The organism is Streptomyces sp. LARHCF249 (assembly GCF_052871255.1).
In genome coordinates this window covers 709,359-734,629 of the sequence record NZ_JBIXJQ010000001.1, presented here as the reverse complement: position 1 = coordinate 734,629, position 25,271 = coordinate 709,359, and the positions used below count along the sequence as shown (strand labels likewise).

The window sequence follows — 25,271 nt, the reverse complement described above, 5'->3', positions numbered from 1 at the left end:
CTCAGGACGTGATGTCCTTGCGGGAGAACCCCCGGAAGGCGAGGGCGAACAGCACCAGCGCGTACGACACCGACACCGCCGCCCCCTTGACCATCCCGCCCCACTCCAGCTGCGGCTGCAGCGCGTCCGCCCACGCGAACTGCCAGTGCGCCGGCAGGAACTCGCGCCACGACCCCAGCGCCGTGACCGCGTCCAGCACGTTCCCCACGATCGTCAGCCCGACCGCGCCGCCCACCGCGCCCAGCGGCGCGTCCGTCCGGGTGGACAGCCAGAACGCCAGCCCCGCCGTCACCAGCTGCGACACGAAGACGAAGGCGACCGCCAGCGCGAGCCGCGGCACGGTGTCCCCGGCGGCCAGCGCACCGCCCGTCGGGAGCTTCAGCGGCCCCCAGCCGTACGCGGCCGTGCCCGCCGCCAGCGCCACCACCGGCAGCAGCACCATCGCCGCCAGACTGAACCCGAGCGCCACCACCAGCTTGCTCCACAGCAGCCGTGCCCGCGGCACCGGCGAGGCCAGCAGATAGCGCAGCGAGGACCAGCTCGCCTCCGACGCCACCGTGTCCCCGCAGAACAGCGCCACCGGAACCACCAGCAGGAAGCCCGCCGACACGAACAGGCAGGTCGCCGCGAAGTTCGCGCCCGAGGCCGTCGCCGTGTCGATCAGAGTGATCCGTCCGCTGCCCCCGCCGGGGCCGTCCGGTCCGCCGCCCACCGCGAAGGCGATGAGCATGATGAACGGCAGCGCGGCCAGCACCCCGAACATCACCAGCGTCCGCCGCCTGCGCCACTGGCGCAGCGCCTCCACGCGCAGCGGCAGCGTACGGCCGGCGTGGTAGCCCGGGGCCACCTCCTGTACGGCGCTCATGCCGCACCTCCGATCAGGGTCAGGAACGCGTCCTCGAGCCGCCGGTGCGGCCCGACTCCGCTCACCGGCACCTCCAGCCGCACGAGTTCGGCGATCAGCCCGGCGGCCGTCACGCCTTCGAGCCGTACGAGGAGCCCGTCATCGGCGGCCACCACGGAACCCACTCCCTCCAGAGCCGCCACCTTCTCGACGACCACCGCCTCCACCGGACCCGCCAGCGACACCAGCAGGGTGTCCCCGCCGCCGGTGATCTCCGCGACCTCTCCCGCCTGCACCAGCCTGCCGCGGTCCATGACCACCAGGTGCGTACAGGACTGCTCCACCTCCGACAAGAGGTGGCTGGAGACGATGACCGTCCGTCCGCCCGCCGCGTAGCGGATCATCACGTCCCGCATCTCCCGGATCTGCGGCGGGTCCAGACCGTTCGTCGGCTCGTCGAGGATCAGCAGATCCGGCATCCCGAGCATGGCCTGGGCGATCGCGAGCCGCTGCCGCATGCCCTGCGAGTACGTGCGCACCGCGCGCTCCAGCGCGTCGCCGAGCCCGGCGATCTCCAGGGCCTCCGCCAGGTGCGCGTCCTCGGCCGGGCGGCCGGTGGCCTGCCAGTACAGCTCCAGGTTCGCCCGGCCCGTCAGGTGCGGCAGGAAACCCGCGCCCTCCACGAAGGCCCCGACCCGCGACAGCACCGGCGCCCCGGCCCGCACCGCGTGCCCGAACACCCGGATCTCCCCGGCGTCCGGCGAGATCAGCCCCATCAGCATCCGCAGGGTGGTGGTCTTCCCGGCGCCGTTGGGCCCGAGCAGCCCCAGCACCTGCCCCTTCTCCACCCGGAACGACAGGTCCCGCACCGCGTACCGGTCCTCCGCCTTCGCGTAGCGCTTCGTCAGCCCGGTGATTTCCAGCGGTACGCCGGCCAGCGCCGGGTCCGGCTGCGGTCCCCGCATCCCCGCCCCCGCACTGCCCCGGCCGGTCCTGCGGATCCCCAGCAGCGCCGCGGCCAGCGCCGCCGCGCCCAGCGGCAGCCCCCACGTCCAGGCGGGCAGCCCGGCCGAGGCGGTCCGTACGCCCGACGCGACGGGCACGGAGAGGGGTCCCTGCGCCGAGACCGTGTAGGTGGCCGGCGCCGCCGGGCTCGCGTAGCCCAGGTCGGTCGCGGCGACCACCAGCCGCAGCCGGTGCCCCGCCTCGACGGCGTGGTCGATCGCCGGCAGCCGCAGCTCGACGGCCGTCTCCTGCTGGGCGTTCTCCACCCGGACCGGGGCCACCAGCTGACTCGGGAGCACCTGCTGGCGGCCGTCCGGGCCGACGTCGTACACCTTGCCGAACAGCACGGCCGAACCGTCCGCGGCCGTCGACCTCACCTTCAGGGTGACGGTCGGCGCCCCGGTGATCCGTACCTCCTGGGCCAGCGGCTGCGACTCGAACCGGGCGTTCTGCCCCGGGAAGTCCAGCGAGAGTCCGGCTCCGAAGGCGGCGAGCTGCCCGCCGATGCCCGGCAGTGAGGACAGCGCGGGAGGCGCGCCGCCGGCCGGATTGGCGAAGCTCTGCTCGCGCCCGGTGAGGGCGAACTCCTTGGGGTCCGAAGCCAGTCCGGGGTACTGCTCACCGCTCGCGCCGCGCAGCTGCACCTGGCCGTCGGTCGAGTCGATGCCGCCGGAGCGCGAGACCCGGAAGGCCGGGCCGGTGTCGGCGGCCTCGTCGCCCTGGAGGTACCGCTCGAACCAGGCCGCCGTACGGGCCGCGGTCCGGTCGGCTTCGCGCATGCCGCCGTCGTGCCCGCCGGCCGCCCAGTCCACCGAGACGGGCGCGCCGTTCGCCGCGATGGCCTTGGCCATGGCATCGGCCTGGTCCAGCGGGAAGAGGGAGTCGTCCTGCCCCTGCATGATCAGGGTCGGCACCTTGATCCGGGCGCCGACGGCCGACGGGCTGCGCTGCTCCAGCAGCGCCCGGGCCTCGGCGTCGGGCTTCCCGGACACCGCGACCCGCTCGTACATCGCGCAGAGCTCGGGCTGGAAGCGCCCGCAGCCGGGGGCGGCGAGCGGATCGCCCGCCTGCGGGCCCTGCTGCGCGGGCTGCATGCCGCCCGAGGAGCCGGTGGTGAAGAAGATCCCGGCCCAGAGCTTCTTGAAGACCCCGTTCGGGAAGAGGGAGTCGGCCAGGTTCCAGTAGGTGATCTGCGGGGCAATGGCGTCCACACGCCGGTCGTACCCGGCGGCGAGCAGTGCGGCCGCCCCGCCGTAGGAGGCGCCGGCCACGCCGACGCGCGGGTCGCCCTCCGCGTCGAGCCGTACCTCGGGCCGGGTGGCGAGCCAGTCGATGAGCCGGGACACGTCCTTGACCTCGTACTCGGGGTCGTTCAGCCCGATCCGGCCGCCGGAGCGGCCGAAGCCGCGCGCCGACCAGGTCAGGACGGCGTACCCGTCGCGGGCCAGCTGCTCGGCGTGGGCGCGCACGTCCTCCTTGCTGCCGCCGAAACCGTGTCCGAGGAGCACAGCGGGACGTTTCTTCCCCTCGGAGCCGTTGCCCGAGCCGTTGCCCGAGCCTTCGTCCGCGGTGAAGTAGGAGGTGTCGATCGCGGCGCCGGGCATGTCCACCACGCGGTCCTCGCGGTGCACGGCCGGAGTCTCCCCGGCCGCGGCCGACACGAGCGAGGGCCCGGCTCCCGCGACGACGGCGAGGGCGGCGGCGCCGGCGAGCAGGCGGACCCGGCGGCGCCTGGGCAGTCGGAGCTTCATATGGGAACCCTAATCGCCAGGCGCCCCGCACCCGAGCGTCCCCAGGGGGATGTCCCCACCTTCCGCAGGAGTACACCGTCCGCCCCGTGTACCGCGCCCGCGGTATGCCGGGAGGCCGGATCCCGACCTGCGGGGAGCCCCGTCCGGCGCGAGGATGGCCGCATGCTGCTGGCCGAGGTCGCGCGCGTGTCCCGGGAGGTCGCCGACACCTCCGCCCGGTCCCGGAAGACCGCCCTGCTCGCGGAGCTGTTCGCCGCCACGTCCCCGGAGGAGGCCGCGCTGGTCATCTCGTACCTCGCCGGGCGCCTCCCGCAAGGACGGCCGGGCATCGGCTGGCGCGCCCTCGGACAGGACGTGGCACCCGCGCCGGAGCCCACCCTCACCGTCCGGGCGGTGGACGACGCGGTGACCGAGCTGGCCGCCGTCGCGGGCGCGGGATCGCAGGCCGGGCGGCGCCGGATCCTCGACGGACTGCTGGGCGCGGCCACCGGGGCCGAGCAGCGGTTCCTGCGCAGCCTGCTGTCCGGGGAGGTGCGCCAGGGCGCGCTCGACGCGGTCGCCCTGGAGGGCGTGGCCGCGGCCGCCGGGGTACCGGCCGCCGACCTGCGCCGGGCGGTGATGCTGGACGGCTCGCTGCCCCGGGTGGCGGCGGCCGTCCTGGCCGGGGGCGCGGCGGCGCTCGCCGGCTTCACCCTGCGTGTCGGGCAGCCCGTACAGCCCATGCTGGCGAGCACCGCGAAATCGGTCGCCGAGGCCCTGGCCGCGCTCGGGCCCTGCGCCGTGGAGGAGAAGCTCGACGGGATCCGGGTCCAGGTCCACCGGGAGGGCGACGAGGTGCGGGTGTACACGCGCTCCCTGGACGAGATCACCGGCCGGCTGCCGGAGGTGGCCGACCTGGCCAGGTCGCTGCCGGGGGAGCGGTTCATCCTCGACGGAGAGGTCATCGGCCGGGCCGGCGACGGCCGCCCGGTCCCCTTCCAGGAGATCGCGAGCCGGGTCGGCTCCCGCGTCGACGTAGCGGCCGCCCGGCGCACGCTCCCGGTGGTCCCCTACTTCTTCGACGTCCTGGCCGCCGGGCCGGACGTCCTGCTCGACCTCCCGGTCCGCGAGCGGTACCGGACCCTCGCCGCGCTGGTGCCGGAGAGCGCCCGGGTCCGGCGCCTCGAGGTGGAGGACCCGGTGGCGCAGGGTGCGCAGGCGCAGGAGTTCTGGGCCGAGACCCTGCGCCGCGGCCACGAGGGGGTGATGGTCAAGGGCCTCGACTCCGCCTACGCGGCGGGCCGGCGCGGCAAGAACTGGCTCAAGGTGAAACCGGTGCACACCCTGGACCTGGTCGTGCTGGCCGCCGAATGGGGCCACGGGCGGCGCACCGGGCTGCTGTCCAACCTGCATCTGGGGGCGCGGGCGGGCGACGGCACGTACGCGATGCTCGGCAAGACCTTCAAGGGGCTCACCGACGAGATGCTGCGCTGGCAGACGCAGGCGCTGACCGCGCTGGCGACCTCGGACGACGGCTTCACCGTGCGGGTGCGGCCCGAGTTGGTGGTCGAGATCGCCTACGACGGCCTGCAGCGCTCCTCCCGCTATCCGGCCGGGGTAGCACTGCGCTTCGCGCGGGTGCTCAGACACCGCCCCGACAAGAGCGCGGAGCAGGCCGACACGGTGGAAACGGTGCTGGAAGGCGGCAGCGGCGGGTGACTCGGCACAGGATTTTGCCTCAGAGGCAAAGCGGATTGCCAGGCAGGCAAGACTCTGGCTCAATCGGGGCATGAACCCCGGTCTTGCCCCCGAGGAAGCGGGCGACGAGCTGCCCGCCGTGGCCCCGCAACTACGCGACCTGCGCCGCCGAGCCGGGCTCACCCTGGAAGCCGCCGCCGCGCGGGCCAGACTCTCTCCCGCGCACCTGTCCCGCCTGGAGACCGGCCGGCGCCAACCCTCGCTGCCGCTGCTGCTCGCGCTCGCCCGGACCTACGGGACGACCGTCTCCGAGCTGCTCGGCGAGAGCCCGGCCGTCGCCGACCCCATCGTACGGGCCGGCGGTCCGGGCGCCCGCGAGGCCGACGGATGGACGTACTGGCAGGCGGGCGGCTCCGGGCGCGGGATGCAGGCCCTGCGCGTGCACGTCCCGCAGGGCCGCGGCCCGGGCGAGCTGGTCCGCGTCCATCCCGGCGAGGAGTGGCTGTACGTACTGGGCGGGCGGCTGCGCCTGCACCTGGGGGAGGCCGAGCACCTCCTGGAACCCGGCGACAGCGCGCACTTCGACTCGCTGACCCCGCACCGCATCGCGGGGGCCGACGCCGGCGGAGCGGACCTGCTGTTCGTCCACACCCTGCTGCAGAGCAGCCTTGCCGGGCTGTGCCTGGGCGGCGGCGCCACCACCACCACTCATCACCGCTAACCGAGGAGCCGTACCCATGTCACAGGCAGAGAAGCCCGCCGCCTCCGTGCGGGCACGCATCGAGAGCAAGTTCCCGCGGAGCCTGGTGATCCGGCTGGTCGCCTACCTGTTCGTGGGCCACCTCTTCGCCTTCTTCGTCTACCTCCTCTTCGTCCTGGGCGCCGAGAACCAGTGACGCCGTCGGGCGCGGAGCTCCCGGCCGCACGACCGGGGCCGCACGGCTCTGGAAACGTGCAGGTCCTGTGGCTACCCTCCGCGCATGATTTCCACGGTTGTCTGGGGTACCGGCAACGTCGGCCGTTTGGCCATCCGTGCCGTCGAGGCCCATCCCGCGCTGAAGCTCTCCGCAGTCATCGTCCACAATCCAGCCAAGGTCGGCCGCGACGCGGGTGAACTGGGCGGGCTCGGCCGCCTGTTGGGCGTCGAGGCCACCGACGACATCGAAGCCGTACTGGCCGCCCGGCCCCGGGCCGTGGTGTACGCCGCGTCCGGTGACGTCCGGCCCGACGACGCCCTCGCCGACATCACCCGGGCGATCCGCTCCGGCGCGGTGGTCGTCAGCCCCGCGCTGTACCCGCTCTACGACCACCGCAGCGCACCGCCGGAGTTCCGGGATCCGGTGCTGGCGGCCATCGCGGAGGGCGGCGGCTCGCTCTTCGCCTCCGGCGTCGACCCGGGCTGGGGCAACGACGTCCTCCCGCTCCTGCTCAGCGGCCTCGGCACCACGATCGACGCGATCCGCTGCCAGGAGATCTTCGACTACTCCACCTACGACCAGCCGGACTCCGTCCGCTACCTCGTCGGCATGGGCCAGCCCATGGACTACGAGCCGATGATGCTCATGCCCTCGGTCCCGGCCATGGTCTGGGGCGGGCAGATACGCATGATGGCCCGTGCCCTCGGAGTGGAGCTGGACGAGATACGCGAGACGGTGGACCGGCGGCCCCTCGACACCACCGTGACCACCCGGACGATGGGCGCGTTCGAGGCCGGCACCCAGGGAGCGATCCGCTTCGAGGTACAGGGCATCGTCGAGGGGGAACCCCGCATCGTCATCGAGCACGTGACCCGTATCCACGCCTCGTGCGCCCCGGACTGGCCCACCCCGCCCGACGGCGGTGACGGCGCCCACCGGGTCGTCATCGAGGGCCGCCCGCGCATCGAGGTCACCGTCGAGGCCACCGACGAGGGCGAGAACCGATCGGCGGGCGGCAACGCCACCGCCGTCGGGCGCCTGGTGAGTGCCATCGACTGGCTCAGCGCGGCGGAACCCGGGCTCTACGACGCCCTCGACGTCCCGCTGCGCCCCGCCATCGGCAAACTCGGAAGGAAGCAGTCATGAGGATCGACATTCCCGAAGGCCAGCACCCGATCGAGTACGTGTGGGGCGACATGGTCCCCGGCATCGGCATGGCCGCCGCCAACTTCTCGCTGTCCGTGTACGCCCACACCACCCTGGGGCTCCGCGAGTTCGAGGCCGCCCGGCTGCGCGTCGCGCAGATCAACGGCTGCGTCTTCTGCCTGGACTGGCGCACCGAACGGGAGGGGGAGAAGGTCGAGGAGGAGTTCTCCGACGCCGTCACAGAATGGCGCACCACCGACCGCTTCGACGACCGCACCCGGCTGGCGGCGGAGTACGCCGAGCGGTACACCCTCGACCACCACGGACTCGACGACGAGTTCTGGGACCGGATGACGGCGCACTACAGCCAGCTCGAGATCGTGGAGCTGACCATGAGCATCGGGTCCTGGCTGGCCTTCGGCCGGCTCAACCACGTGCTCGGCCTGGACAGCGTCTGCATGCTGCCGGGTCACTGACACGGGTCCGGGGCCGCTCGGTGATTCCGATCGGCCCCGGCGGTCGTGCGTAGCGGACCTGGCCGTCGTGCGTACGGACCTGGCGGTCGTGCGTACGTACGGGGCTACAGGTCGGTGGCGATGATCTTCTCGATGTTCCGTTCCGCGAGGGCCGTGATGGTGACGAACGGGTTGACGCTGGTGTTGCCGGGGATCAGCGCGCCGTCGATCACGTACAGGCCGGTGTAGCCGTGCAGGCGGCCGTAGTTGTCGGTGGCCTTGTTCAGCACCGCGCCGCCGAGCGGGTGGTAGGTGAGGTGGTCGCCCCAGATCTTGTTGGTGCCGAAGAGGTCCGTCCGGTAGATCGTCCCCTCCTTCGAGTTGATCTTGTCGAAGATGGTCTTGGCCATGTCGATGGACGGCTGCTTCCACGCCGTCTGCCAGTCGAGTTCGACCTTGCCCGCCGCCGCGTTCCAGGAGAACCGGGCGCGGTGCGGGTTCTTGGTGATGGAGAGGTAGAAGGAGGCGTACGTCTCGATCCCGGTCGGGAGCGGCGCCACCTCGGCGAAGGCGCCTCCCGCGTCCCAGTTGTCGATGCCGCCGCAGGGGATGGCGGCCTGTACCTTTCCGGTCGGGTCCCACATGTGGTTGGCGCGGCCGCACATGACGTTGCCGTTGTCGCCCCAGCCCTTGCCGATCTCGTCGTTGAGGAGGGGCAGGACGCCGGTGGCCTTGAGCTTCACGAGCAGCTTGCTGGTGCCGACGCTGCCGGCGGCGAAGAACACCCGGTCGCAGGTCACGGTCTTGGTGGCCGAGACGGTGCCGTCGGTGGTCAGCTGGTTCATGGTGACCGTGTAGCCGCCGCCGGAGGCGGGGGCGACGGAGGTGACCTGGTGCAGGGGGGAGATGGAGACCCTGCCGGTGGCCTTGGCGGCCGCGATGTAGGTCTGCTGGAGCGACTTCTTGCCGTAGTTGTTGCCGTAGAGGATCTCGCCGTCCACGGCGGACTTGGGGACGGTGCCGGCCGCCTCCTGCTTCATGTAGTCCCAGTCGTACACGTCGGGGACGAAGACGAAGGGGAATCCGGAGCGCTGGGCGTGCTTGCGGCCGACGCGGGCGTACTGGTAGCAGGCGACGGTGTCGAACCAGGCCGGGTCGATGAGGCCCACCCCGAGCCCGGCGTTCGCGCGCGGGTAGTAGGTGTTGTACATCTCGTCGGCGTTCACCGAGGGCAGGACGGCACTGAAGTTCGCCCGCCTGGGGGTGACGGCCATGCCGCCGTTGACGAGCGAGCCGCCGCCGACCCCGCGGCCCTGGTAGACGATGATCCCGCCCATTTCCTCGGCGTCGAGGATGCCCGTGTACTTGGGGACCGCCTTGTCGATCGGGAATCCGAGGAAGTTGCTGAGCGGCGCCTTGGTCTTGGTGCGCAGCCAGTACGAGCGGTAGTCGGGATTGGTCGTGTGGGCGAAGATCTTGCCGTCGCTGCCCGGGGTGTCCCAGGCCATGCCCATCTCCACCATGTGGACGTCGACGCCGGCCTGGGCCAGGCGCAGGGCGGCGACGGATCCGCCGTACCCGGTGCCGATCACCAGAACCGGGACGCGGGCCCCGTCGTCGATGGCGGCTGCGGTGGCGGCGGCCTGTGCCGCATGAGCGGAGGTGACTTGCGCGGAGAGGGCCACAGCCCCCAAAATAGAACCTGTTCTCGCGAGGAATCCGCGACGGGAGAAACCGTTGGGACCGTGTCTGGGCACGCCATTGGCGCTCATGTGACGTTCCTCACTCTCGGTTGAATGGGAACGAGTTCTACTGCTAGGCGCGTGTGAAGTCACTAGATACCTCGAGGTAACTTCGTGCCTTCAAGCCGGTCGTGCCGCAGAATCCGCGGCCCCGGGGCGCCGTACCCAGCCCAGGACCAGCAAGGACGCGACCGCGGCGAACGCGCACCAGGTGGAGGCGAATTCCAGCCTCCACAAAGCCGCGCAGACCGCGGCGCCCGCGGCCAGCAGGGCCCCGAGCAGCCGAAGCCGCCGGTCGCCCGCGAGCAGCAGGGCGCCGAGCGTGGCGAAGAGGTAGCCCGCGACGACGAGCGGCGCGTACGGCACGTCCACGCCGTAGCCGACCGTGTGGCCGCGGAGTTCCGCGGTCACCGGCCGGGTCGCGAGGCCGTACGAGAGGACGGCGCCGGTGGCGAGGCCGACGGCCGGCGGCCCCCACAGGCGGCGCCGGGTCCCGGGCCCGGCCGCGACCAGCACCCCGAACGGCACCCAGACGGCCAGTAGCGGCAGGGCGATCACGGCCCAGGCCGTCGCGGCCGCCGAGCAGCCGCCGCCCGAGCTCCACACGGCGGCCTCGACCAGCTGGTGCGCGCCCAGCAGCAGCGGGAGCGCGGCGACGGGCAGGTCGCGGGTCCGCCGGGCGCGCGCGGTGCGCGCCGCGCACACGACTCCGACGGCGGTGATGACCGTGCCCGCCGTCAGATCTGCCGTCGCGCTCCAGCACATGGCGTCACGTCACATGGTGGTACATCACGTCGGGGCCGGCTGCTGCATGGTCGAACAGTGGATGCCCCCGCCGCCGCCCATCAGCCGGTCCACGTCGAGCTGCACGACGGCGCGGCCGGGGAAGGCCGCGGCCAGCGCCTGCCGGGCTCCCGCGTCCGTGGCCTCGTCCCCGAACCGGGAGGTGATCACGGCGCCGTTGACGAGGTGGAAGTTCAGGTACGAGTCCACGAAGCCGGGGTGGTCGGAGCGCAGGGTCCGCGGCCCGTCCACCCGGATGACCTGGAGCCGGCGGCCCCTGGCGTCGGTGGCGGCGGAGAGGACGGCGAGCTGTTCGCGGGCGTCCTTCGCCCAGATGTCGGTGCGGTCCGCGGGCGGAACCTGGACCATCACCACGCCGGGCCGCACGAACCGGGAGGTGACGTCGATGTGGTCGTCGGTGGTGTCCTGCCCCTTGATCCCGGGCGTCCAGATCATCTTGTCCGCGCCGTAGGCGGCGAGCACCCGGGCCTCGATCTGGGCCCGGTCCAGCCCGGGATTGCGGTTCTTGTTGACCAGGCTGCTCTCGGTGGCCATCAGGGTCCCGTCGCCGTCGGTCTCCACGGCGCCGCCCTCGCCCACGAGATCGGCCGCCGTGAAGGGCAGGGACTCGTGCGCCGCGAGCAGCCGGGCCACTTCGGCGTCCTTGCGGTGGGCCTGCTTGCCGCCCCAGCCGTTGAAGTTCAGGCCGATCGCGTCCACCGCCCCGGTGCCGTCGCGGCGGAAGACCGCGCCGGTGTCCCGCATCCAGAGGTCGTCGACCGGGACCGAGGACAGGACGGTGACGGCGGAGCCGCAGCGGGCCCGGGCTGCGGCGGCCGTGCTCTCGTCGGCCGCGCACATCAGCACCGGCTCGTAGCGGGCGACGGTGCGGGCGATCAGGGCGATGTCCTGCTGCACTCCGGCGAGGTCGCGGCCCCAGATCGCGCGCTTGGAGGGCCAGGCCATCCAGGTGCGTACGTGCCGCACGTCGTCGGGCGGCACGCTGATCCGCCCGGCGGCCGCCGCGTCCGCGGAGCGCAGGGCCGTTCTGCGGCTGGGTTCCATGCGGGCCTCCGAAGGAGGGGGAGGGGAGGTACAGACTCTCGCACTGACTGAATTTTCAGTCAAGGTTGCCCTCTCCTCCCCTGTGCCCTCCCGCAGGCCTTTCGCCGGCCTCCCTCGGCGGTTCGAGCGGCGGGGCGGCCACTGCGCAGTGGGTCTGGCATTCCGGGTGGCAGGCCCCGGGCGCGGGGGACCGCACGGTCGCCCACGCCACGACGGCGCCCGCCGCGAACGTCCCCGCGCACCAGAGCATGGCCCGCCCGAAGGCGGTGTCGAACTGGGTCGCCGAGCGGTACGACTCCGGGGCCATCCCGGACAGCAGCGGCAGCGCCGCCACCGCGAGCAGCCCGGCCGCCCGCGCCGCGGCGTTGTTGATCCCACTGGCCAGCCCCGCCCGGCCCGGGTCCACCGAGGCCAGCACGGTCGACGTCAGCGGCGCCACCAGGATCACCAAGCCCAGGCCCATCACGGCCATCGCAGGCAGCACGTCCTGCGCGTACGAGGCATCCGGCCCCACCCGCAGCATCAGAAGCGTCCCGGCCGCGCACACCAGCGGCCCGACCGTGAGCGGGATCCGCGGCCCGATCCGCTCCCCGAGCTCCCCGGAGCGGGCCGACAGCAGCAGCATCAGCGCGGTGGTCGGCAGCATCGCAGCCCCGGATGCCAGTGCGGAGTATCCGGACACCACCTGGAGCTGGAGCACGACGAGGAAGAAGAACCCGCCGAGGGCCGCGTACACGCACAGGGTGACCAGATTGACGGCCGTGAACTGCCGGGAGGCGAAGATCTCCGGCGGCAGCATCGGGTCCGCCCGCCGCCGCTCGACCTGGACGAACGCGCCGCCGAGCAGTACGCCGCCCACGGCCGCGGCCACCACCGGCGCCGTGGCGGACCGGGCCTCGATCAGCGCGTACGTGAGCAGCGCCAGCGAGGCCGCCCCCAGCACCGCACCGGCCACGTCGAACCGCCCGTGCGCCTGCGGATCGCGCGATTCCGGTACGTGCCGCAGTGCCACCGGGACGCACAGTGCGGCCAGCGGCACGTTCAGCAGGAACACCCAGCGCCAGCCGGGCCCGTCCACCAGCCAGCCGCCGAGGAACGGCCCCACGGCGGCCCCCACCCCTCCCAGCCCCGACCACAGGCCCACCGCCCTGGCCCGGTCCTCCGCCCGGATCGAGCCCTGGATCAGGGCGAGTGAACCGGGGGTCAGCAGCGCCCCGCCGATGCCCTGGAGGGCCCTGGCCGCCACCAGCACGGCGGCGTTCGGCGCGATGCCGCAGAGCAGCGAGCCCACCGCGAACCACACCACGCCGAGTACGAAGATCCGCCGGCGCCCGAAGCGGTCGCCGAGCGCCCCGCCGACCAGGATCAGCCCGGCCAGGGTCAGCAGATAGGCGTTGACCGTCCACTGGAGGACGGCGAGGTCGGCGTCGAGGTCCCGGCCGATCCGGGGGAGGGCGACGTTGACCACCGTCGAGTCCAGCAGGGCCATGCTCGACCCGAGCACGGTGGTGAGCAGGATCCAGCGGCCCCGCGCGGACGCGAGCGGGACACCGGGCTCGGCCGGCCGGGCGGGTGTGGTCATGACTCCAGGCTGGCCCGCCGGGACGCGGGGGGCCACCGGGCGGGTGCCGGGTCCGGGGAACGGCTGAACGGCTCAATAGGCGCTCTTGTAATGGACATGTCGCTCAATCACCATGACCCGCGCACATCACACACATCACGCACCCTCTTCCCGCACAACCTGCACACGGCGTACGAGGAGACAACACGTGGCCCAACGCAACAGGCGATCCTTACGCGCGGCGCTCGCCGCCCTCACCTCGGTCCTGCTCCTCCCCCTCGGCGCGGGCGTCGCCGCGGCCGCCCCGGAGGCGGACCCCCGAGCGGGCGGCCCCGCCTCCGGGGCGGCCGAACGCAAGATCGAACCCAAGCTCCGCGCCCAGCTCGACGGCTCCGACAAGGCAGTCTTCTGGGTCTACCTCGACAGCGCCGCCGACCTCACCGCCGCGGGGAAGCAGCAGACCCGCGCCGCCAAGGCCGAGACCGTGCTCCGGACCAAGCAGGAGCACGCCGCGCGCAGCCAGGCCGAGGTGGTCAAGGCCCTCGAAGGCGCCAAGGCCGAGTACACCTCGTACTGGATCGTGAACGCCGTCCGCGTCGTCGGCAGCGAGAAGCTCGCCGGCACCCTCGCGCAGCGTCCCGAGGTGTCCCGCATCGACGCCGACGACAAGGTCGACCTGCCCAAGCCCGCCGAGGGCCGGCGCGAGCAGGCCGCGGCCGACGCCGTCGAGTGGAACGTCGACCGCGTCAAGGCTCCCCAGGTCTGGGAGCAGGCCGGAGTGCGCGGCGAGGGCATAGTCGTCGCCAACATCGACAGCGGGGTGGACCACACCCACCCCGCAGTGAACAACCAGTACCGGGGCAAGAACGCGGACGGCACCTACACCCACGCCTACAACTGGTTCGACCCCGCCGGAGTCTGCGCCGCGGCCGCCCCCTGCGACAACAACGACCACGGCACCCACACCATGGGCACGATGGTCGGCGACGACGGCGGCGCCAACAAGATCGGTGTCGCCCCGGGCGCCAAGTGGATCGCCGCCAAGGGCTGCGAGACCAACTCCTGCTCCGAGGCCTCGCTGCTCGCCTCCGGCCAGTGGATCGTCGCCCCCACCGACCAGAACGGCCAGAACCCGCGACCCGACCTCGCCCCGCACGTCGTCAACAACTCCTGGGGCAGCGCCGCGCACGACGACTGGTACCAGCAGATCGTCGACACCTGGCGGGCCGCCGGCATCTTCCCGGCCTTCTCCAACGGCAACTCCGGGCCGAGCTGCGCCACCAGCGGCTCGCCCGGCGACTACGCGAGCTCCTACAGCTCCGGCGCCTTCGACATCAACAACGCGATCGCGTCGTTCTCCTCGCGCGGCGCGGGCCCCGGCGGCGTCATCAAGCCGAACATCGCCGCCCCGGGCGTGAACGTACGCTCCTCCGTCCCCGGCGGCGCCTACGAGGCCTTCTCCGGCACCTCCATGGCCTCGCCGCACACCGCGGCCACCGTGGCCCTGCTCTGGTCCGCCGCGCCCGCCCTCGAAGGCGACATCGCGCAGACCGAAGCCCTGCTCGACGGCACCGCACAGGACACCGACAGCGCCCAGTGCGGCGGCAACGCCGCCGACAACAACGTCTTCGGCGAGGGCAGGCTCGACGCCCTCGCCGCCGTGAACGGCGCCCCGCGCGGCGCGATCGGCGCACTCGCCGGCACCGTCCGCTCCGACGGCGCGCCCGTCGCCGGGGCCACGGTCACCGCCGACGGACCGATCGACCGTACGACGACCACCGCGGCCGACGGCACGTACAGGTTCGCCGCCCTGTCGGTGGGCGACTACAGCCTGACCGCCGCCAAGTTCGGCTACGGGCCGCAGGCGGCGACGGTCGCGGTCACCGAGAACGCCACCGCCACCGGCGACTTCACCCTCGTACAGGCCGCCTCCGGCAAGCTCAGCGGAACCGTCACCGCCGCCTCCGGCCCCGCCGCGGGAGCCTCCGTCACCATCGCGGACACCCCCGTGACCGCGACCACCGACGCGCAGGGCCGCTTCGAGGTCACCCTGCCCCACGGCACCTACGACGTGCGGGCCGCCCACTCCTCCCGCTGCGTCACCGGCGGTACCGCCAAGGCCACCGTCGCGGGCGACGCCACCGTCACGGTCAACCTGCCCGAGCGCACCGACGGCTACGGCTACGCCTGCGCCACCGCCGGCGACCGCCCGTACCCCGCGGGCAGCCGGCAGCTCGCGCTGACCGGCGACAACACCACCGAGCGCGTCGACCTCCCCTTCCCGCTGCCGCTGTACGGCAAGACGTACGCGCAGGCCTGGATCGGGACCAACGGCACCGTCAGCTTCGGCGGCAACAACACCGCAGACATCAACGGCGACCTGCCGAGCACGGCCACCCCGAACGCGGCCCTCTACCCCTTCTGGGACGACCTGGTCGTCGGCGCGGCGGGCACCGGTTCCGGTGTCTTCACGGCCGTCACCGGCACCGCCCCGCACCGCAGCTACGTCATCGAGTGGCGCCAGGTGTCCCACTGGTCGGCGCAGGCCGACAGGTTCTCCTTCTCGGCGTCCATCGGTGAGGACGGCAGCGTCTCCTACGCCTACAAGGGCACCGGCGGCAACGGCATCAAGGGCGGCTCCACGGCCACGGTCGGCGTGGAGAACGCGACCGGCACCGATGCCTTCAGGTACTCCTTCAACACCCCCGTCATCACCGACGGCCTGGGCATCTCCTTCCGCACCACCAAGAGCGGTGTGGTGGCGGGCCGGGTGCTCGACGCCAACGACGGCAACGGCGTGGCGGGTGCCACGGTGACCGTCGGCACGGGCGACGCGGCCGTATCGGCCACCACGGCGGCGGACGGCGGCTACGTGGTCCAGAGCCCGTCCGGCTCGCGGGCCGTCTCGCTGTCCGCGCCGCAGTACGAGGCCGGGCAGGCGACCGTCGACGTCAAGGCGGCCGACGTCACGACGGTGACCCGGTCGCTGCGCACCGGCCGGGTGACCGCGTCCAAGCCCGCCGTCGAGGTCGTCCTCCCGGCGGACCAGCAGCGGACCCGGACCCTGGACCTGACCAACCCGGGCCTCGGCACGGCCTTCACGGTCGCCGAGGACGCGGCCTGGCTGACGGCCACACCGGGGACCGGGAACCTTCCGACGGGTGGCAGGACCCCGCTCACCCTCGCGGTGGACACGACCGGACTGACCCCGGGGTCAGTCCTGACCGCGAACCTGACCATCACGTCGGCCAGCGGCCGGACCCCGGTCCTGACCGTCCCGGTCAAGGTCGTCGTCCCGCGCTACCAGGTCGCCCTGGACGCGGGCTCCGACTCCGCGGGCACGGACGTCCTGGGCGACGGCTGGTCCCCGGACCGCAAGTACACGGCGGGCTCGTACGGCTACCAGGGCAGCACCTCCGCCCGGACCACCAGCCGCACCATCGCCGGCACGGACGACCAGCGGCTGTTCCGCAACGCGCGCGAGGGCATGTACGAGTACCGCTTCGACAACGTGCCGAACGGCACGTACACGGTGGAACTGGGCTTCGCCGAGCTCTCGTCCACCCGGCCGAACAAGCGCGTCTTCGACGTACTGGCCGAGGGCGTGCAGGTCCTGCCCTCCCTGGACATCTCCCTGGAGGCGGGCACGTACACGGCCCTGACCCGTACGTACACGGTCAAGGTGACGGACGGGGTGCTCAACGTCCGCTTCGTCACGCACACCGGGTTCGGCAAGCCCCTGCTCAACACCCTCCGGGTGACCGACCGTCCCGACCAGAGCTGACCGCACGACTCGCGGGGCGGGGCGCTCCAGGGCGTCCCGCCTCCGCGGCGGGTGCGGGCGGGCGCATTCGGGTGGGGGAGCCCCGACTCCGTACCGACGCGCCGGGGAAGCCGCGCCGGGCTCGCTAGCCTGACCGACCATGACGCTCCTGAGCGACCAGGCCGACGACATCCGGGCCCTCGTGGGCTCCGCCGACCCCGGGGCGGTCTGGGCCGTGGGCGGCCCCGACGGCGCGCACGCGGTGTCGCACGCCGGCGACGACGCGGTCTTCGACGTCGGCGCCCTCGCCGCGGTCCTCGCGCTGTGGCCCGCCGTCGGCAGCCTCGTCGAAGAGGGCGCGCTGCGGCTGCACACGCCGCTCGCCGCCTACGGGGTCGAGGCCGCCGCCGGGACCCCCGCCGGCACCACCGCCCACCACCTGCTCACCCACGCCGACGGGACCGCCGCCCTCACCCGTCTCGCCGAGCACCTCTCGGGCAGCCCGCTCGCGGAACTCGCCGCGGCCCGGGTCTGGCACCCCCTGGGCATGACCCGCATCCGGTTCGCCGACGGCACCCTGCACGCGCCCCTCGCCGACCTCGTCCGCTTCCTGAGCCACCTGCTGGCCCCGGCCGACACGGACGGCCCGACGGGCATCAGCCGCGCCTGGACGGCCCAGTCCCTGCGCATCCGCACCGGTGAACTCACCCCTGCCCGCGGCCTCCTGTGGCACCCGGCCCCGCACGGCGTCTGGGCCCACCCCGCCCCGGCGGCCACCGGTCCGGCCCTGTGGGTCTGTCCGGGCCGCCACCGCTGGGCGCTGATCCTGCCGACCCTCTCGCCCGGCTGCCCCACCGCCCTCCGCTCCGCCTTCCGGGACGCCGCCTTCGCCACGGCCTAGTGGCCTGGCGCTCGGAGCGCGGGGGCCGCGGGAGCGACGTACGGTGAAGCCGATGTCACCGCCGCTGACCACGCGAGGACCCCCATGCCCGACGCCGTGACCTCCGCGCCCGACACCACGGACCTCGACCTGCTCGACGACCTGTGCCGTGAACTCGCCCAGGCCGCCGACGCGGTCGGCGAGGCCGCCGGCTACGCCTCCGGGCTGGCCCTCGGCGCCCGCCTGCCCGCCACCGCACTCACCCGCGGAGGTCTGCGCCGGCACGGCTGGCGCACCCTGCTGCGGACCCTCACCGACCCGGCGGGCCTCGGCTGGGCGCCGCGCGGCCGGGGCGTCGCGGCGCGGGCCGGGCGGCTGGCGGGGACGCTGACGGGACGCGAGAATCTGGCGATCAGCGTCGCCGTGTGCGGGCTCAGGGCCCGGATCCGGGCCGCGCAGGCCCGTCGCCCGGAGCTCCTGCGGGATCCCGGCGCGGCGGCCGTCCTCGGGGCCGTCGCGCAAGGCCGACAGGCCGAGGCCGTCAGCCTGTTCCGCGGCATCGTGCGCGACCGGGGCGCCGAGCACGCCTTCTCACTGCTGACCCCGGCCTTCGCCGACATCCTGGCCTGGCACGCGCTGACCGACGCCAACCCGTTCAACGACCACGCGGGCTGGCAGATCGCCACCGGCCGGGCCGTGCCCGCCGCACCGCTCCTCGGGCTGGGCGCCGCCTTCCGGGCGTTCTGCGACCGCGGGCCCGGTCTGCCCGCCGGCGGCCTCCCGGACGGGGGAACCGCCGGGGACGCGGCGCGGCCACCGCGGCCCGCGCCCCGCCGGCTGCGGGCGGTCCAGCCGCCCGGCCCGGACCCGTACCGGCACCCGCACCGGCCGGGCAGCCTGCGCGGCCACGCCTCCGCGCTCCGGTCCCACGCGGTACGGCTGCGGGCGACGATGGCCGCACCCGCCTGGCGGGTCCCGCAGGACGACGCCCTGCGCGCCGAGGTCGCGGTCCTCGCCGGCCGCTGCGCCACCGCGGCGAACGGCTTCACCCTGGCGGCGGCCCAGCTCGGCGAGGAGTGCCTGCCGGGCCGAGCCGCCTGACCCGTAGGAGAAGGCCCTACAGCACCAGCGACAACAGCAGGACGAAGCCCAGGCCGACCACCGAGATGACGGTCTCCATCACCGACCACGTCTTCAGGGTCTGCCCGACGGTCATCCCGAAGTACTCCTTGACCAGCCAGAACCCGGCGTCGTTGACGTGGCTGAAGAACAGCGAGCCCGCCCCGATGGCCAGGACCAGCAGCGCGGTCTGGGTGGTGGACATGCCCGCGGCGAGCGGGGCCACCAGGCCGGCCGCCGAGATCGTCGCCACCGTCGCGGAACCCGTGGCGAGGCGGATGGCCACGGCGATCAGCCAGGCCAGCAGGAGGGTCGGGACGGCCCAGTCCTTCGACAGGTCCAGGATCGTCTGGCCGACGCCCACGTCGATCAGGGTCTGCTTGAAGCCGCCGCCCGCGCCGACGATCAGCAGGATGCCGGCGATCGGAGCCAGCGACTTCTCGACCGTCGTCGACAGCCGCGCCCTGCTGAAGCCGGCCGCCCGGCCCAGGGTGAACATGCCCACCAGCACCGCCGCCAGCAGTGCGATCAGCGGGGAGCCCGCGACGTCGGTGACGCGCTGCACCGCGTTGGCCGGGTCGTTGACCACGATGTCGACCAAGGCCTTGAGCAGCATCAGCACCACCGGCAGCAGCACGGTGAAGACGGTCGCCCCGAACCGGGGGCGGTGCTCCGGATCCGCCGAGGGCCGCTGCGCAATCATGTGCTCCGGCGCCGGGATGTCCACCCACCGTGCCGCGTACCGGGCGAACAGCGGGCCGGAGATGATCACGGTCGGGATCGCCACGAGCACACCGAGCCCGAGGGTGACGCCCAGGTTCGCGTGCAGCGCGTCGATGGCGACGAGCGGCCCGGGGTGCGGCGGGATCAGGCCGTGCATCACGGACAGGCCGGCCAGCGCCGGTATGCCGATCCGCATCAGGGAGTAGTTGCCCCGCTTGGCCACCAGCAGCACCACCGGGATCAGCAGCACGATGCCGACCTCGAAGAAGAGCGGCAGCCCGATCACCGAGGCGATCAGCACCATGGCCCACGGCATGGCCCGGCCCTTGGCCCTGGCCAGGATCGTGTCGACGATCTCGTCGGCGCCGCCCGAGTCCGCCAGCAGTTTGCCGAGGATCGCACCGAGGGCGATGAGGACGCCCACGCCCGCGACCGTCGAGCCGAGCCCGGCGGTGAAGCTGGTGATGGTCTTGGCCAACGGTGCGCCCGCGAACGCCCCGAGGGCGAGCGAGCCGACCGTCAGCGCCAGGAAGGCGTGCAGCTTGAGGCGGGCGATGAGCAGGACGATGACGGCGATGCCCGCCAGGACGGCGATGCCCAGCTGGGTGTTACCGGCCGAGGTGATCGGTCCGGTGCCGGCCGCTGCCAGTGTCTCGACGCTGAGACCGGTCACGGTGGGGCTTCCTTCGTTAGTTCTCGGGGGTGGGGAGCCGGCGCAGGGCGGCCAGCGCCCGTTCGGCGATGTCTTCCGGGGAGCCGGACACGTCCACGACGAGGCCGCGTTCGTCCGCCTGGAGGGGTTCCAGGGTGGCGAACTGGGAATCCAGCAGGGCGGCGGGCATGAAGTGGCCGGTGCGGGCCGCCATCCGCCGCTCGATCAGCGGGCGTTCACCGGTCAGGTGGACGAAGACCGCCGCGGGAGCCGCGGTCCGCAGCCGGTCGCGGTAGGAGCGCTTGAGCGCCGAGGCCGCGACCACGCCGCCGCTGCCGCCGGTCCCCGCCCGGTCCCGAATCCAGTCGCCGATGGCGTCGAGCCAGGGCCACCGGTCGGCGTCGTCCAGCGGGGTGCCGGCCGACATCTTGGCGACGTTGGCCGCGGGGTGGAACGCGTCGCCCTCCGCGTACGGAAGGGCCAGGGCCTCGGCGAGCAGCCGGCCCACGGTCGTCTTGCCCGTGCCCGCAACGCCCATCACCACAATGACGCGCTGGGAGCTCACGTCGTACCTCGCTGTCCTCGTCGACATCGGTCCGTGTGGGCACCACTGAAGCCTATTAAGTACTACTTATTCAAGGGGTGGGCGGCAAAACATCGCACCTTTTGTTCGCCGGGGCGTCACCGTACGCTTACGCCATGACCACCGAAGGCAGTCCTGGACAGGGGCTCCACTCCCACGTACTGGACACCCTCGGGCTCGCGATCACGGCGGGGGAGTACCCGCCCGGCAGCGTGCTCCGTACGGACGAGATCGCCGAGCGCTTCGAGGCCTCCCGCACGGTGGTGCGCGAGGTCGTCCGAGTGCTTGAGTCGATGAGCCTGGTCGAGTCGCGCCGACGGGTCGGGGTCACCGTGCGCCCCACCGAGGAGTGGAACGTCTACGACCCGCGCGTCATCCGCTGGCGGCTGGCCGGCACCGACCGGCCCCGACAGCTGCGCTCGCTCACCGTGCTGCGTTCCGCGATCGAGCCGGTCGCGGCCGGGCTCGCGGCGGCCCGGGCCACGCCCGATCAGTGCGCCGAGCTGACCGAAGCGGCCCTCGGCATGGTCCGCACCTCGCGCGGCCACCAGCTCGACGGCTACCTGCGGCACGACATCGCCTTCCACCGCGTCGTGCTGAACGCCTCCGGCAACGAGATGTTCGCCCGCCTCGGCGACGTCGTCGCAGAGGTGCTGACCGGCCGGACCGAGCACGCGGTGATGTTCCACGATCCCGACCCGGCGGCCGTCACCCTGCACGTACAGGTGGCCGAGGCGGTACGGGAGGGCGACGCGGCGCGCGCCGAGGCGCTGACCCGGCAGATCGCCGTGGGCGCCCTCGAGGAGCTGGACGTCCTCGCCCCGTAGGGGCCGCCGGGCCGGGGGCCGGCTCAGGCCTCCAGAACGGCGAGATCGAGCTCGAGCAGCCGATCCGGTTCGGCGATCACGTCGATCCCGGTGATCAGGCCGTCCTCGATCGTGAAGCCGAGGACCAGGAACAGCCGTCCCAGCGGGGCCATCGCCAGGCCCGCCACGCCGTTGACCAGAGCGGGCCGGGTGGCCTGCGCCCGCTGCATGGCGGCCATCGCACCCCGGGCGACGGTGACCGCGCCGCTGATGAGGAGGGGAGCGGGGCTGGGTACGACGGCCTTGTCGGCCCGGAGCACCACGTCGGGGTGGAGCAGCGCGACGAGCGCTTCGAAGTTCCCGGCGCGGGTGGCGGCGAGGAAGGCGTCGACCACGCGGCGCTGGCGGGACAGATCGGCTTCGGGCACCAGCGGAACCCCTTTGACGCGGCGGCGGGCGCGGCTCGCGAGCTGCCGGGTGGCGGCAGGGGAGCGGTCGAGCATCGGGGCTATGTCCTCGAAGGGCACGGCGAACAGGTCGTGCAGGACGAACGCGAGCCGCTCGGCCGGCGCCAGTCTGTCGAGCACGACCAGCAGCGCCAGCCCCACCGAGTCGGCCAGCACGGCCTCCTGCTCGGGGTCGACCGCGTCCTCGCGGGAGGCCGCCGGGTCGGTGGGATACGCGTCCAGGGAGTCCTCGCGCCGGGACCCGCGCGCACGCAGCATGTTCAGGCAGACGCGTGCCACCACGGTGGTCAGCCACCCGCCCAGGTTCTCGACGTCACCGGTGTCGGAGCGGTCCAGGCGCAGCCACGCCTCCTGAACGGCGTCGTCGGCCTCGCTGAGCGAGCCGAGCATCCGGTAGGCCACCGCTCTGAGATGAGATCGGTGCTCCTCGAAACGCTCCGTCAGCCGGGCACTGTCGTCCACGGGGCCCATTCCTTCCTCACGGCGGACCACCAACGTAGATCATCGGAAAGTCGCTGCGGGATAATGCCCGTGAGCAGCAGAAGCACACTGGAGACGCCGGGGACACGTGGTGGCCCGGCAGGAGAGGAAGCCCCGATGGACGTGCAGCACTTCGAGCGGATCACCGCCTTCATCGAGGCGCGGCTCACCCCGCTGTTCGACGCGGAGACGGGCAGCGAGTACGGCTTCGGGATGGACGACACCTCCCGTGCGCTGCGCGCGCTGCGCAACGCCGTCCTGGAGGCCTCCGCCATCAAGGGCCTCATCGCGCAGCGGGAGTCGGCGGACCCGGCCATGCGCCGCGTCATCGACCAGTCGGTGGAGCACAACTGGGACGTGCTGCGCGGCATCGCCCGCCAGTGGGAGGACCACGCCGACTTCCGCCACGAGTTCAAGCACCACGCGTGGGAGCTCGACCACCACCACGCCGCCGCGGAGAGCTGACCCCGCCGCGAGCGCGGGCGGACGCTCGCCGGCACCGCGGACCCGAGACCCATCGCCTCGCGGTCCGCGACGCGCGTCAGTGCGCGGTCGTGCGCGGCGTGGTCTGCTGGACCGCCCAGCCGTTGCCGTCGGGGTCGGAGAAGTAGACGAAGGAGCCCCAGGGCAGGTCCTGGATCTCCGTCACCTCGACACCGCGGCCGCGCAGGTCCTCGTACGCCTCCTCGATGTCGGCGACGACGACCTGCATGTTGTCCAGGGAACCGGGGGCCATCCTGGTCAGTCCCTTGCCGATCGCGATCGAACAGGCCGACCCGGGCGGGGTCAGCTGCACGAAGCGGACGTCGTCGCCGACGGTGTGGTCGTGGTCGGCGTTGAAGCCGATCTTCTCGTAGAAGGCCTTGGCCCGGTCGACATCGGTGACGGGCACGGCGACCAGCTCCAGTTTGATGTCCATACCGGCATCATGCTCCAGAGGCGGTCGTCGCACCGTCCGGCGACACGTCGGCGGGCGTGTCCCCCGTCGCGAACTGGGTGCGGTACAGCTCCTCGTACCGGCCGCCCGCCGCCAGCAGTTCGGCGTGCGTACCCCGTTCCGCGATCCGCCCGTCCTCGACCACCAGGATCAGATCGGCCGCCTGTACGGTCGACAGCCGGTGCGCGATCACCACCGCGGTCCGGCCCGCCAGGGCCTCGCCCAGTGCCTCCTGCACCGCCGCCTCGGAGGTGGAGTCCAGGTGCGCGGTGGCCTCGTCGAGGATCACCACCCGCTGCCGGGCCAGCAACAGCCGCGCGATCGTCAGCCGTTGCCGCTCCCCGCCCGACAGGCGGTAGCCGCGCTCGCCGACGACCGTGTCCAGCCCGTCCGGCAGCGAGGCCACGAGGCCGTCCAGCCGGGAGCGGCGCAGGGCCTCCCAGATCTCCTCCTCGGAGGCCTCCGGCCGGGCCAGCAGCAGGTTGGCCCGTACCGACTCGTGGAAGAGGTGCCCGTCCTGGGTGACCATGCCGAGCGTCTCGCGGATCGAATCCGCCGTCAGGTCCCGTACGTCGACCCCGCCGAGGCGGACCGCGCCCGCGTCGGCGTCGTACAGCCGCGGCAGCAGCTGCGCGATGGTCGACTTGCCGGCGCCGGACGAGCCGACCAGGGCGATCATCCGGCCGGGTTCGGCGCGGAAGGAGACCTCGTGCAGGACCTGCGTCCCGCCCCGGGCGTCGAGGGTGGCGACCTCCTCCAGGGAGGCGAGCGAGACCTTGTCGGGGGACGGGTAGCCGAAGGAGACCCGGTCGAACTCCACGGCCACCGGCCCGTCCGGCACCGTGCGGGCGTCCGGCTTCTGCGTGATGAGCGGCTTCAGGTCGAGGATCTCAAAGACCCGCTCGAAGCTCACCAGCGCGCTCATCACCTCGACGCGGGCACCGGCGAGCGCGGTCAGCGGGGCGTAGAGCCGGGTCAGCAGCAGGGCGAGGGCCACGACGGAACCGGCGTCCAAGGTACCGCGCAGGGCGTAGTACCCGCCCAGCCCGTAGACGAGGGCGAGGGCCAGGGCCGAGACCAGGGTGAGGGCGGTGATGAAGGCGGACTGGGCCATCGCCGTGCGGATCCCGATGTCCCGCACCCGCGCCGCGCGGGCCGCGAACTCCGCGGACTCGTCGGCCGGCCGGCCGAACAGCTTGACGAGCGTCGCGCCGGGCGCGGAGAACCGCTCGGTCATCTGGGTGCCCATCGCGGCGTTCAGCGCCGCGGCCTCGCGCTGCATGGCCGCCATCCGCGCCCCCATCCGGCGGGCCGGCAGCACGAACACCGGCAGCAGAACCAGCGCCAGCAGGGTGATCTGCCAGGAGATGCTCAGCATCACGACGAGGGTCAGGAGCAGGGTCACGGTGTTGGCGACCACCCCGGACAGGGTGTTGCTGAACGCACGCTGCGCGCCGATCACATCGTTGTTGAGCCGGCTGACCAGGGCCCCGGTCCGGGTCCGGGTGAAGAAGGCGACCGGCATCCGCTGCACGTGGTCGAAGACCGCCGTCCGCAGATCCAGGATCAGCCCCTCGCCGAGGGTGGCGGAGAGCCGGCGGGTCAGCAGCCCCAGACCCGCCTCGGCCACCGCGATCAGCGCGATGAGGAGGGCGAGCCGGGTGACGGTGCCGCTGTCCCGTCCGCCCACGATGGCGTCGACGATCCGGCTGGCGAGCACCGGCGTTGCCACCGCGAGCAGCGCCGTGACGACGCTGAGCAGCAGGAAGAGGGTGAGCCCGCGGCGGTGCGGGCGGGCGAAGGCGGCGACCCGGCGCAGGCTGGCCCGGGAGACCGGGCGGCGGTCCTCCTGGGCGTTGATCGCACTGTGCAGCGAGGTCCAGGCGGTGACTTCCATGTCCATGGCCAGAACGTT

At 73.1% G+C, this 25,271-nt stretch carries 21 protein-coding genes; 10 read left to right on the top strand and 11 right to left on the bottom strand.

Features of this window, described 5'->3' with window-relative positions; all coding sequences use genetic code 11:
- Nucleotide 1: 1 nt before the first annotated feature.
- Both ACIPUC_RS03550 and ACIPUC_RS03545 read right to left on the bottom strand, forming a co-directional pair.
- On the bottom strand, nt 2-865 hold the full coding sequence (locus ACIPUC_RS03550; protein ID WP_446586518.1) for an ABC transporter permease: 864 nt from the start codon (nt 863-865) through the stop codon (nt 2-4).
- Nucleotides 862-3,600 carry an alpha/beta fold hydrolase gene (locus tag ACIPUC_RS03545; protein WP_446586517.1) on the bottom strand — a complete coding sequence of 913 codons (2,739 nt, stop codon included), beginning with the start codon at nt 3,598-3,600 and terminating at the stop codon, nt 862-864. The genes ACIPUC_RS03550 and ACIPUC_RS03545 overlap by 4 nt, the downstream gene beginning before the upstream one ends.
- A 162-nt stretch (nt 3,601-3,762) precedes the next feature.
- On the opposite strand from ACIPUC_RS03545, the gene ACIPUC_RS03540 reads away from it, so the two are divergent.
- From ACIPUC_RS03540 to ACIPUC_RS03520, 5 genes are all read left to right on the top strand, one after another.
- Nucleotides 3,763-5,298, top strand: a complete 1,536-nt coding sequence (locus tag ACIPUC_RS03540) for an ATP-dependent DNA ligase (RefSeq protein ID WP_446586516.1) — start codon at nt 3,763-3,765, stop codon at nt 5,296-5,298.
- A 70-nt stretch (nt 5,299-5,368) separates the two neighbouring features.
- Nucleotides 5,369-5,998, top strand: coding sequence for a helix-turn-helix domain-containing protein (locus ACIPUC_RS03535; RefSeq protein WP_446586515.1), 630 nt, complete (start codon nt 5,369-5,371; stop codon nt 5,996-5,998).
- 16 nt (nt 5,999-6,014) lie between these two features.
- Nucleotides 6,015-6,173, top strand: coding sequence for a DUF6126 family protein (locus ACIPUC_RS03530; protein WP_446586514.1), 159 nt, complete (start codon nt 6,015-6,017; stop codon nt 6,171-6,173).
- An 84-nt stretch (nt 6,174-6,257) separates the two neighbouring features.
- The gene (locus tag ACIPUC_RS03525; protein ID WP_446586513.1) at nt 6,258-7,340 is read left to right on the top strand and encodes an NAD(P)H-dependent amine dehydrogenase family protein; all 1,083 of its coding nucleotides are present in this window, start codon (nt 6,258-6,260) and stop codon (nt 7,338-7,340) included.
- Nucleotides 7,337-7,816 carry a carboxymuconolactone decarboxylase family protein gene (locus ACIPUC_RS03520; protein ID WP_446586512.1) on the top strand — a complete coding sequence of 160 codons (480 nt, stop codon included), beginning with the start codon at nt 7,337-7,339 and terminating at the stop codon, nt 7,814-7,816. Before ACIPUC_RS03525 ends, ACIPUC_RS03520 begins: the two co-directional genes overlap by 4 nt.
- A 104-nt stretch (nt 7,817-7,920) precedes the next feature.
- Here the strand turns inward: ACIPUC_RS03520 and ACIPUC_RS03515 are convergent, their stop codons facing one another.
- From ACIPUC_RS03515 to ACIPUC_RS03500, 4 genes are all read right to left on the bottom strand, one after another.
- Nucleotides 7,921-9,567, bottom strand: a complete 1,647-nt coding sequence (locus ACIPUC_RS03515) for a GMC oxidoreductase (RefSeq protein ID WP_446586511.1) — start codon at nt 9,565-9,567, stop codon at nt 7,921-7,923.
- Nucleotides 9,568-9,657: 90 nt separating this feature from the next.
- Nucleotides 9,658-10,302: a DUF6629 family protein gene (locus ACIPUC_RS03510; RefSeq protein ID WP_446586510.1), complete on the bottom strand. Its 645-nt coding sequence runs from the start codon at nt 10,300-10,302 to the stop codon at nt 9,658-9,660.
- A gap of 24 nt (nt 10,303-10,326) precedes the next feature.
- Nucleotides 10,327-11,385 (bottom strand): agmatine deiminase family protein, encoded by a 1,059-nt coding sequence (locus tag ACIPUC_RS03505; RefSeq protein WP_446586509.1) that lies wholly within the window; start codon nt 11,383-11,385, stop codon nt 10,327-10,329.
- A 55-nt stretch (nt 11,386-11,440) separates the two neighbouring features.
- Entirely contained in the window at nt 11,441-12,967 is a 1,527-nt protein-coding gene (locus ACIPUC_RS03500; protein ID WP_446586508.1) for an MFS transporter, read from the bottom strand.
- A 187-nt stretch (nt 12,968-13,154) separates the two neighbouring features.
- Between ACIPUC_RS03500 and ACIPUC_RS03495 the strand changes: the two genes are divergently transcribed.
- From ACIPUC_RS03495 to ACIPUC_RS03485, 3 genes are all read left to right on the top strand, one after another.
- Nucleotides 13,155-16,730, top strand: coding sequence for a S8 family serine peptidase (locus ACIPUC_RS03495; RefSeq protein ID WP_446586507.1), 3,576 nt, complete (start codon nt 13,155-13,157; stop codon nt 16,728-16,730).
- A 139-nt stretch (nt 16,731-16,869) separates the two neighbouring features.
- Nucleotides 16,870-17,610: a hypothetical protein gene (locus ACIPUC_RS03490; RefSeq protein WP_446586506.1), complete on the top strand. Its 741-nt coding sequence runs from the start codon at nt 16,870-16,872 to the stop codon at nt 17,608-17,610.
- Nucleotides 17,611-17,694: 84 nt separating this feature from the next.
- Nucleotides 17,695-18,690, top strand: a complete 996-nt coding sequence (locus ACIPUC_RS03485) for a hypothetical protein (protein WP_446586505.1) — start codon at nt 17,695-17,697, stop codon at nt 18,688-18,690.
- Nucleotides 18,691-18,706: 16 nt separating this feature from the next.
- Here the strand turns inward: ACIPUC_RS03485 and ACIPUC_RS03480 are convergent, their stop codons facing one another.
- Nucleotides 18,707-20,104, bottom strand: coding sequence for a GntT/GntP/DsdX family permease (locus tag ACIPUC_RS03480; RefSeq protein ID WP_446586504.1), 1,398 nt, complete (start codon nt 20,102-20,104; stop codon nt 18,707-18,709).
- Between the two features lie 16 nt (nt 20,105-20,120).
- Nucleotides 20,121-20,675 (bottom strand): gluconokinase, encoded by a 555-nt coding sequence (locus ACIPUC_RS03475; protein WP_446586503.1) that lies wholly within the window; start codon nt 20,673-20,675, stop codon nt 20,121-20,123.
- A 107-nt stretch (nt 20,676-20,782) separates the two neighbouring features.
- Between ACIPUC_RS03475 and ACIPUC_RS03470 the strand changes: the two genes are divergently transcribed.
- On the top strand, nt 20,783-21,493 hold the full coding sequence (locus tag ACIPUC_RS03470; protein ID WP_446586502.1) for a FadR/GntR family transcriptional regulator: 711 nt from the start codon (nt 20,783-20,785) through the stop codon (nt 21,491-21,493).
- A gap of 23 nt (nt 21,494-21,516) precedes the next feature.
- On the opposite strand, the gene ACIPUC_RS03465 is transcribed toward ACIPUC_RS03470, so the two are convergent.
- On the bottom strand, nt 21,517-22,410 hold the full coding sequence (locus ACIPUC_RS03465) for a sigma-70 family RNA polymerase sigma factor (protein ID WP_446586501.1): 894 nt from the start codon (nt 22,408-22,410) through the stop codon (nt 21,517-21,519).
- Between the two features lie 126 nt (nt 22,411-22,536).
- Between ACIPUC_RS03465 and ACIPUC_RS03460 the strand changes: the two genes are divergently transcribed.
- Nucleotides 22,537-22,884, top strand: coding sequence for a hypothetical protein (locus ACIPUC_RS03460; RefSeq protein ID WP_446586500.1), 348 nt, complete (start codon nt 22,537-22,539; stop codon nt 22,882-22,884).
- A 76-nt stretch (nt 22,885-22,960) separates the two neighbouring features.
- Here ACIPUC_RS03460 and ACIPUC_RS03455 read toward each other — a convergent pair whose 3' ends face one another.
- Both ACIPUC_RS03455 and ACIPUC_RS03450 read right to left on the bottom strand, forming a co-directional pair.
- Nucleotides 22,961-23,338, bottom strand: a complete 378-nt coding sequence (locus tag ACIPUC_RS03455; RefSeq protein ID WP_446586499.1) for a VOC family protein — start codon at nt 23,336-23,338, stop codon at nt 22,961-22,963.
- A gap of 7 nt (nt 23,339-23,345) precedes the next feature.
- Nucleotides 23,346-25,259, bottom strand: coding sequence for an ABC transporter ATP-binding protein (locus ACIPUC_RS03450; protein ID WP_446586498.1), 1,914 nt, complete (start codon nt 25,257-25,259; stop codon nt 23,346-23,348).
- Between the last annotated feature and the right edge of the window lie 12 nt (nt 25,260-25,271).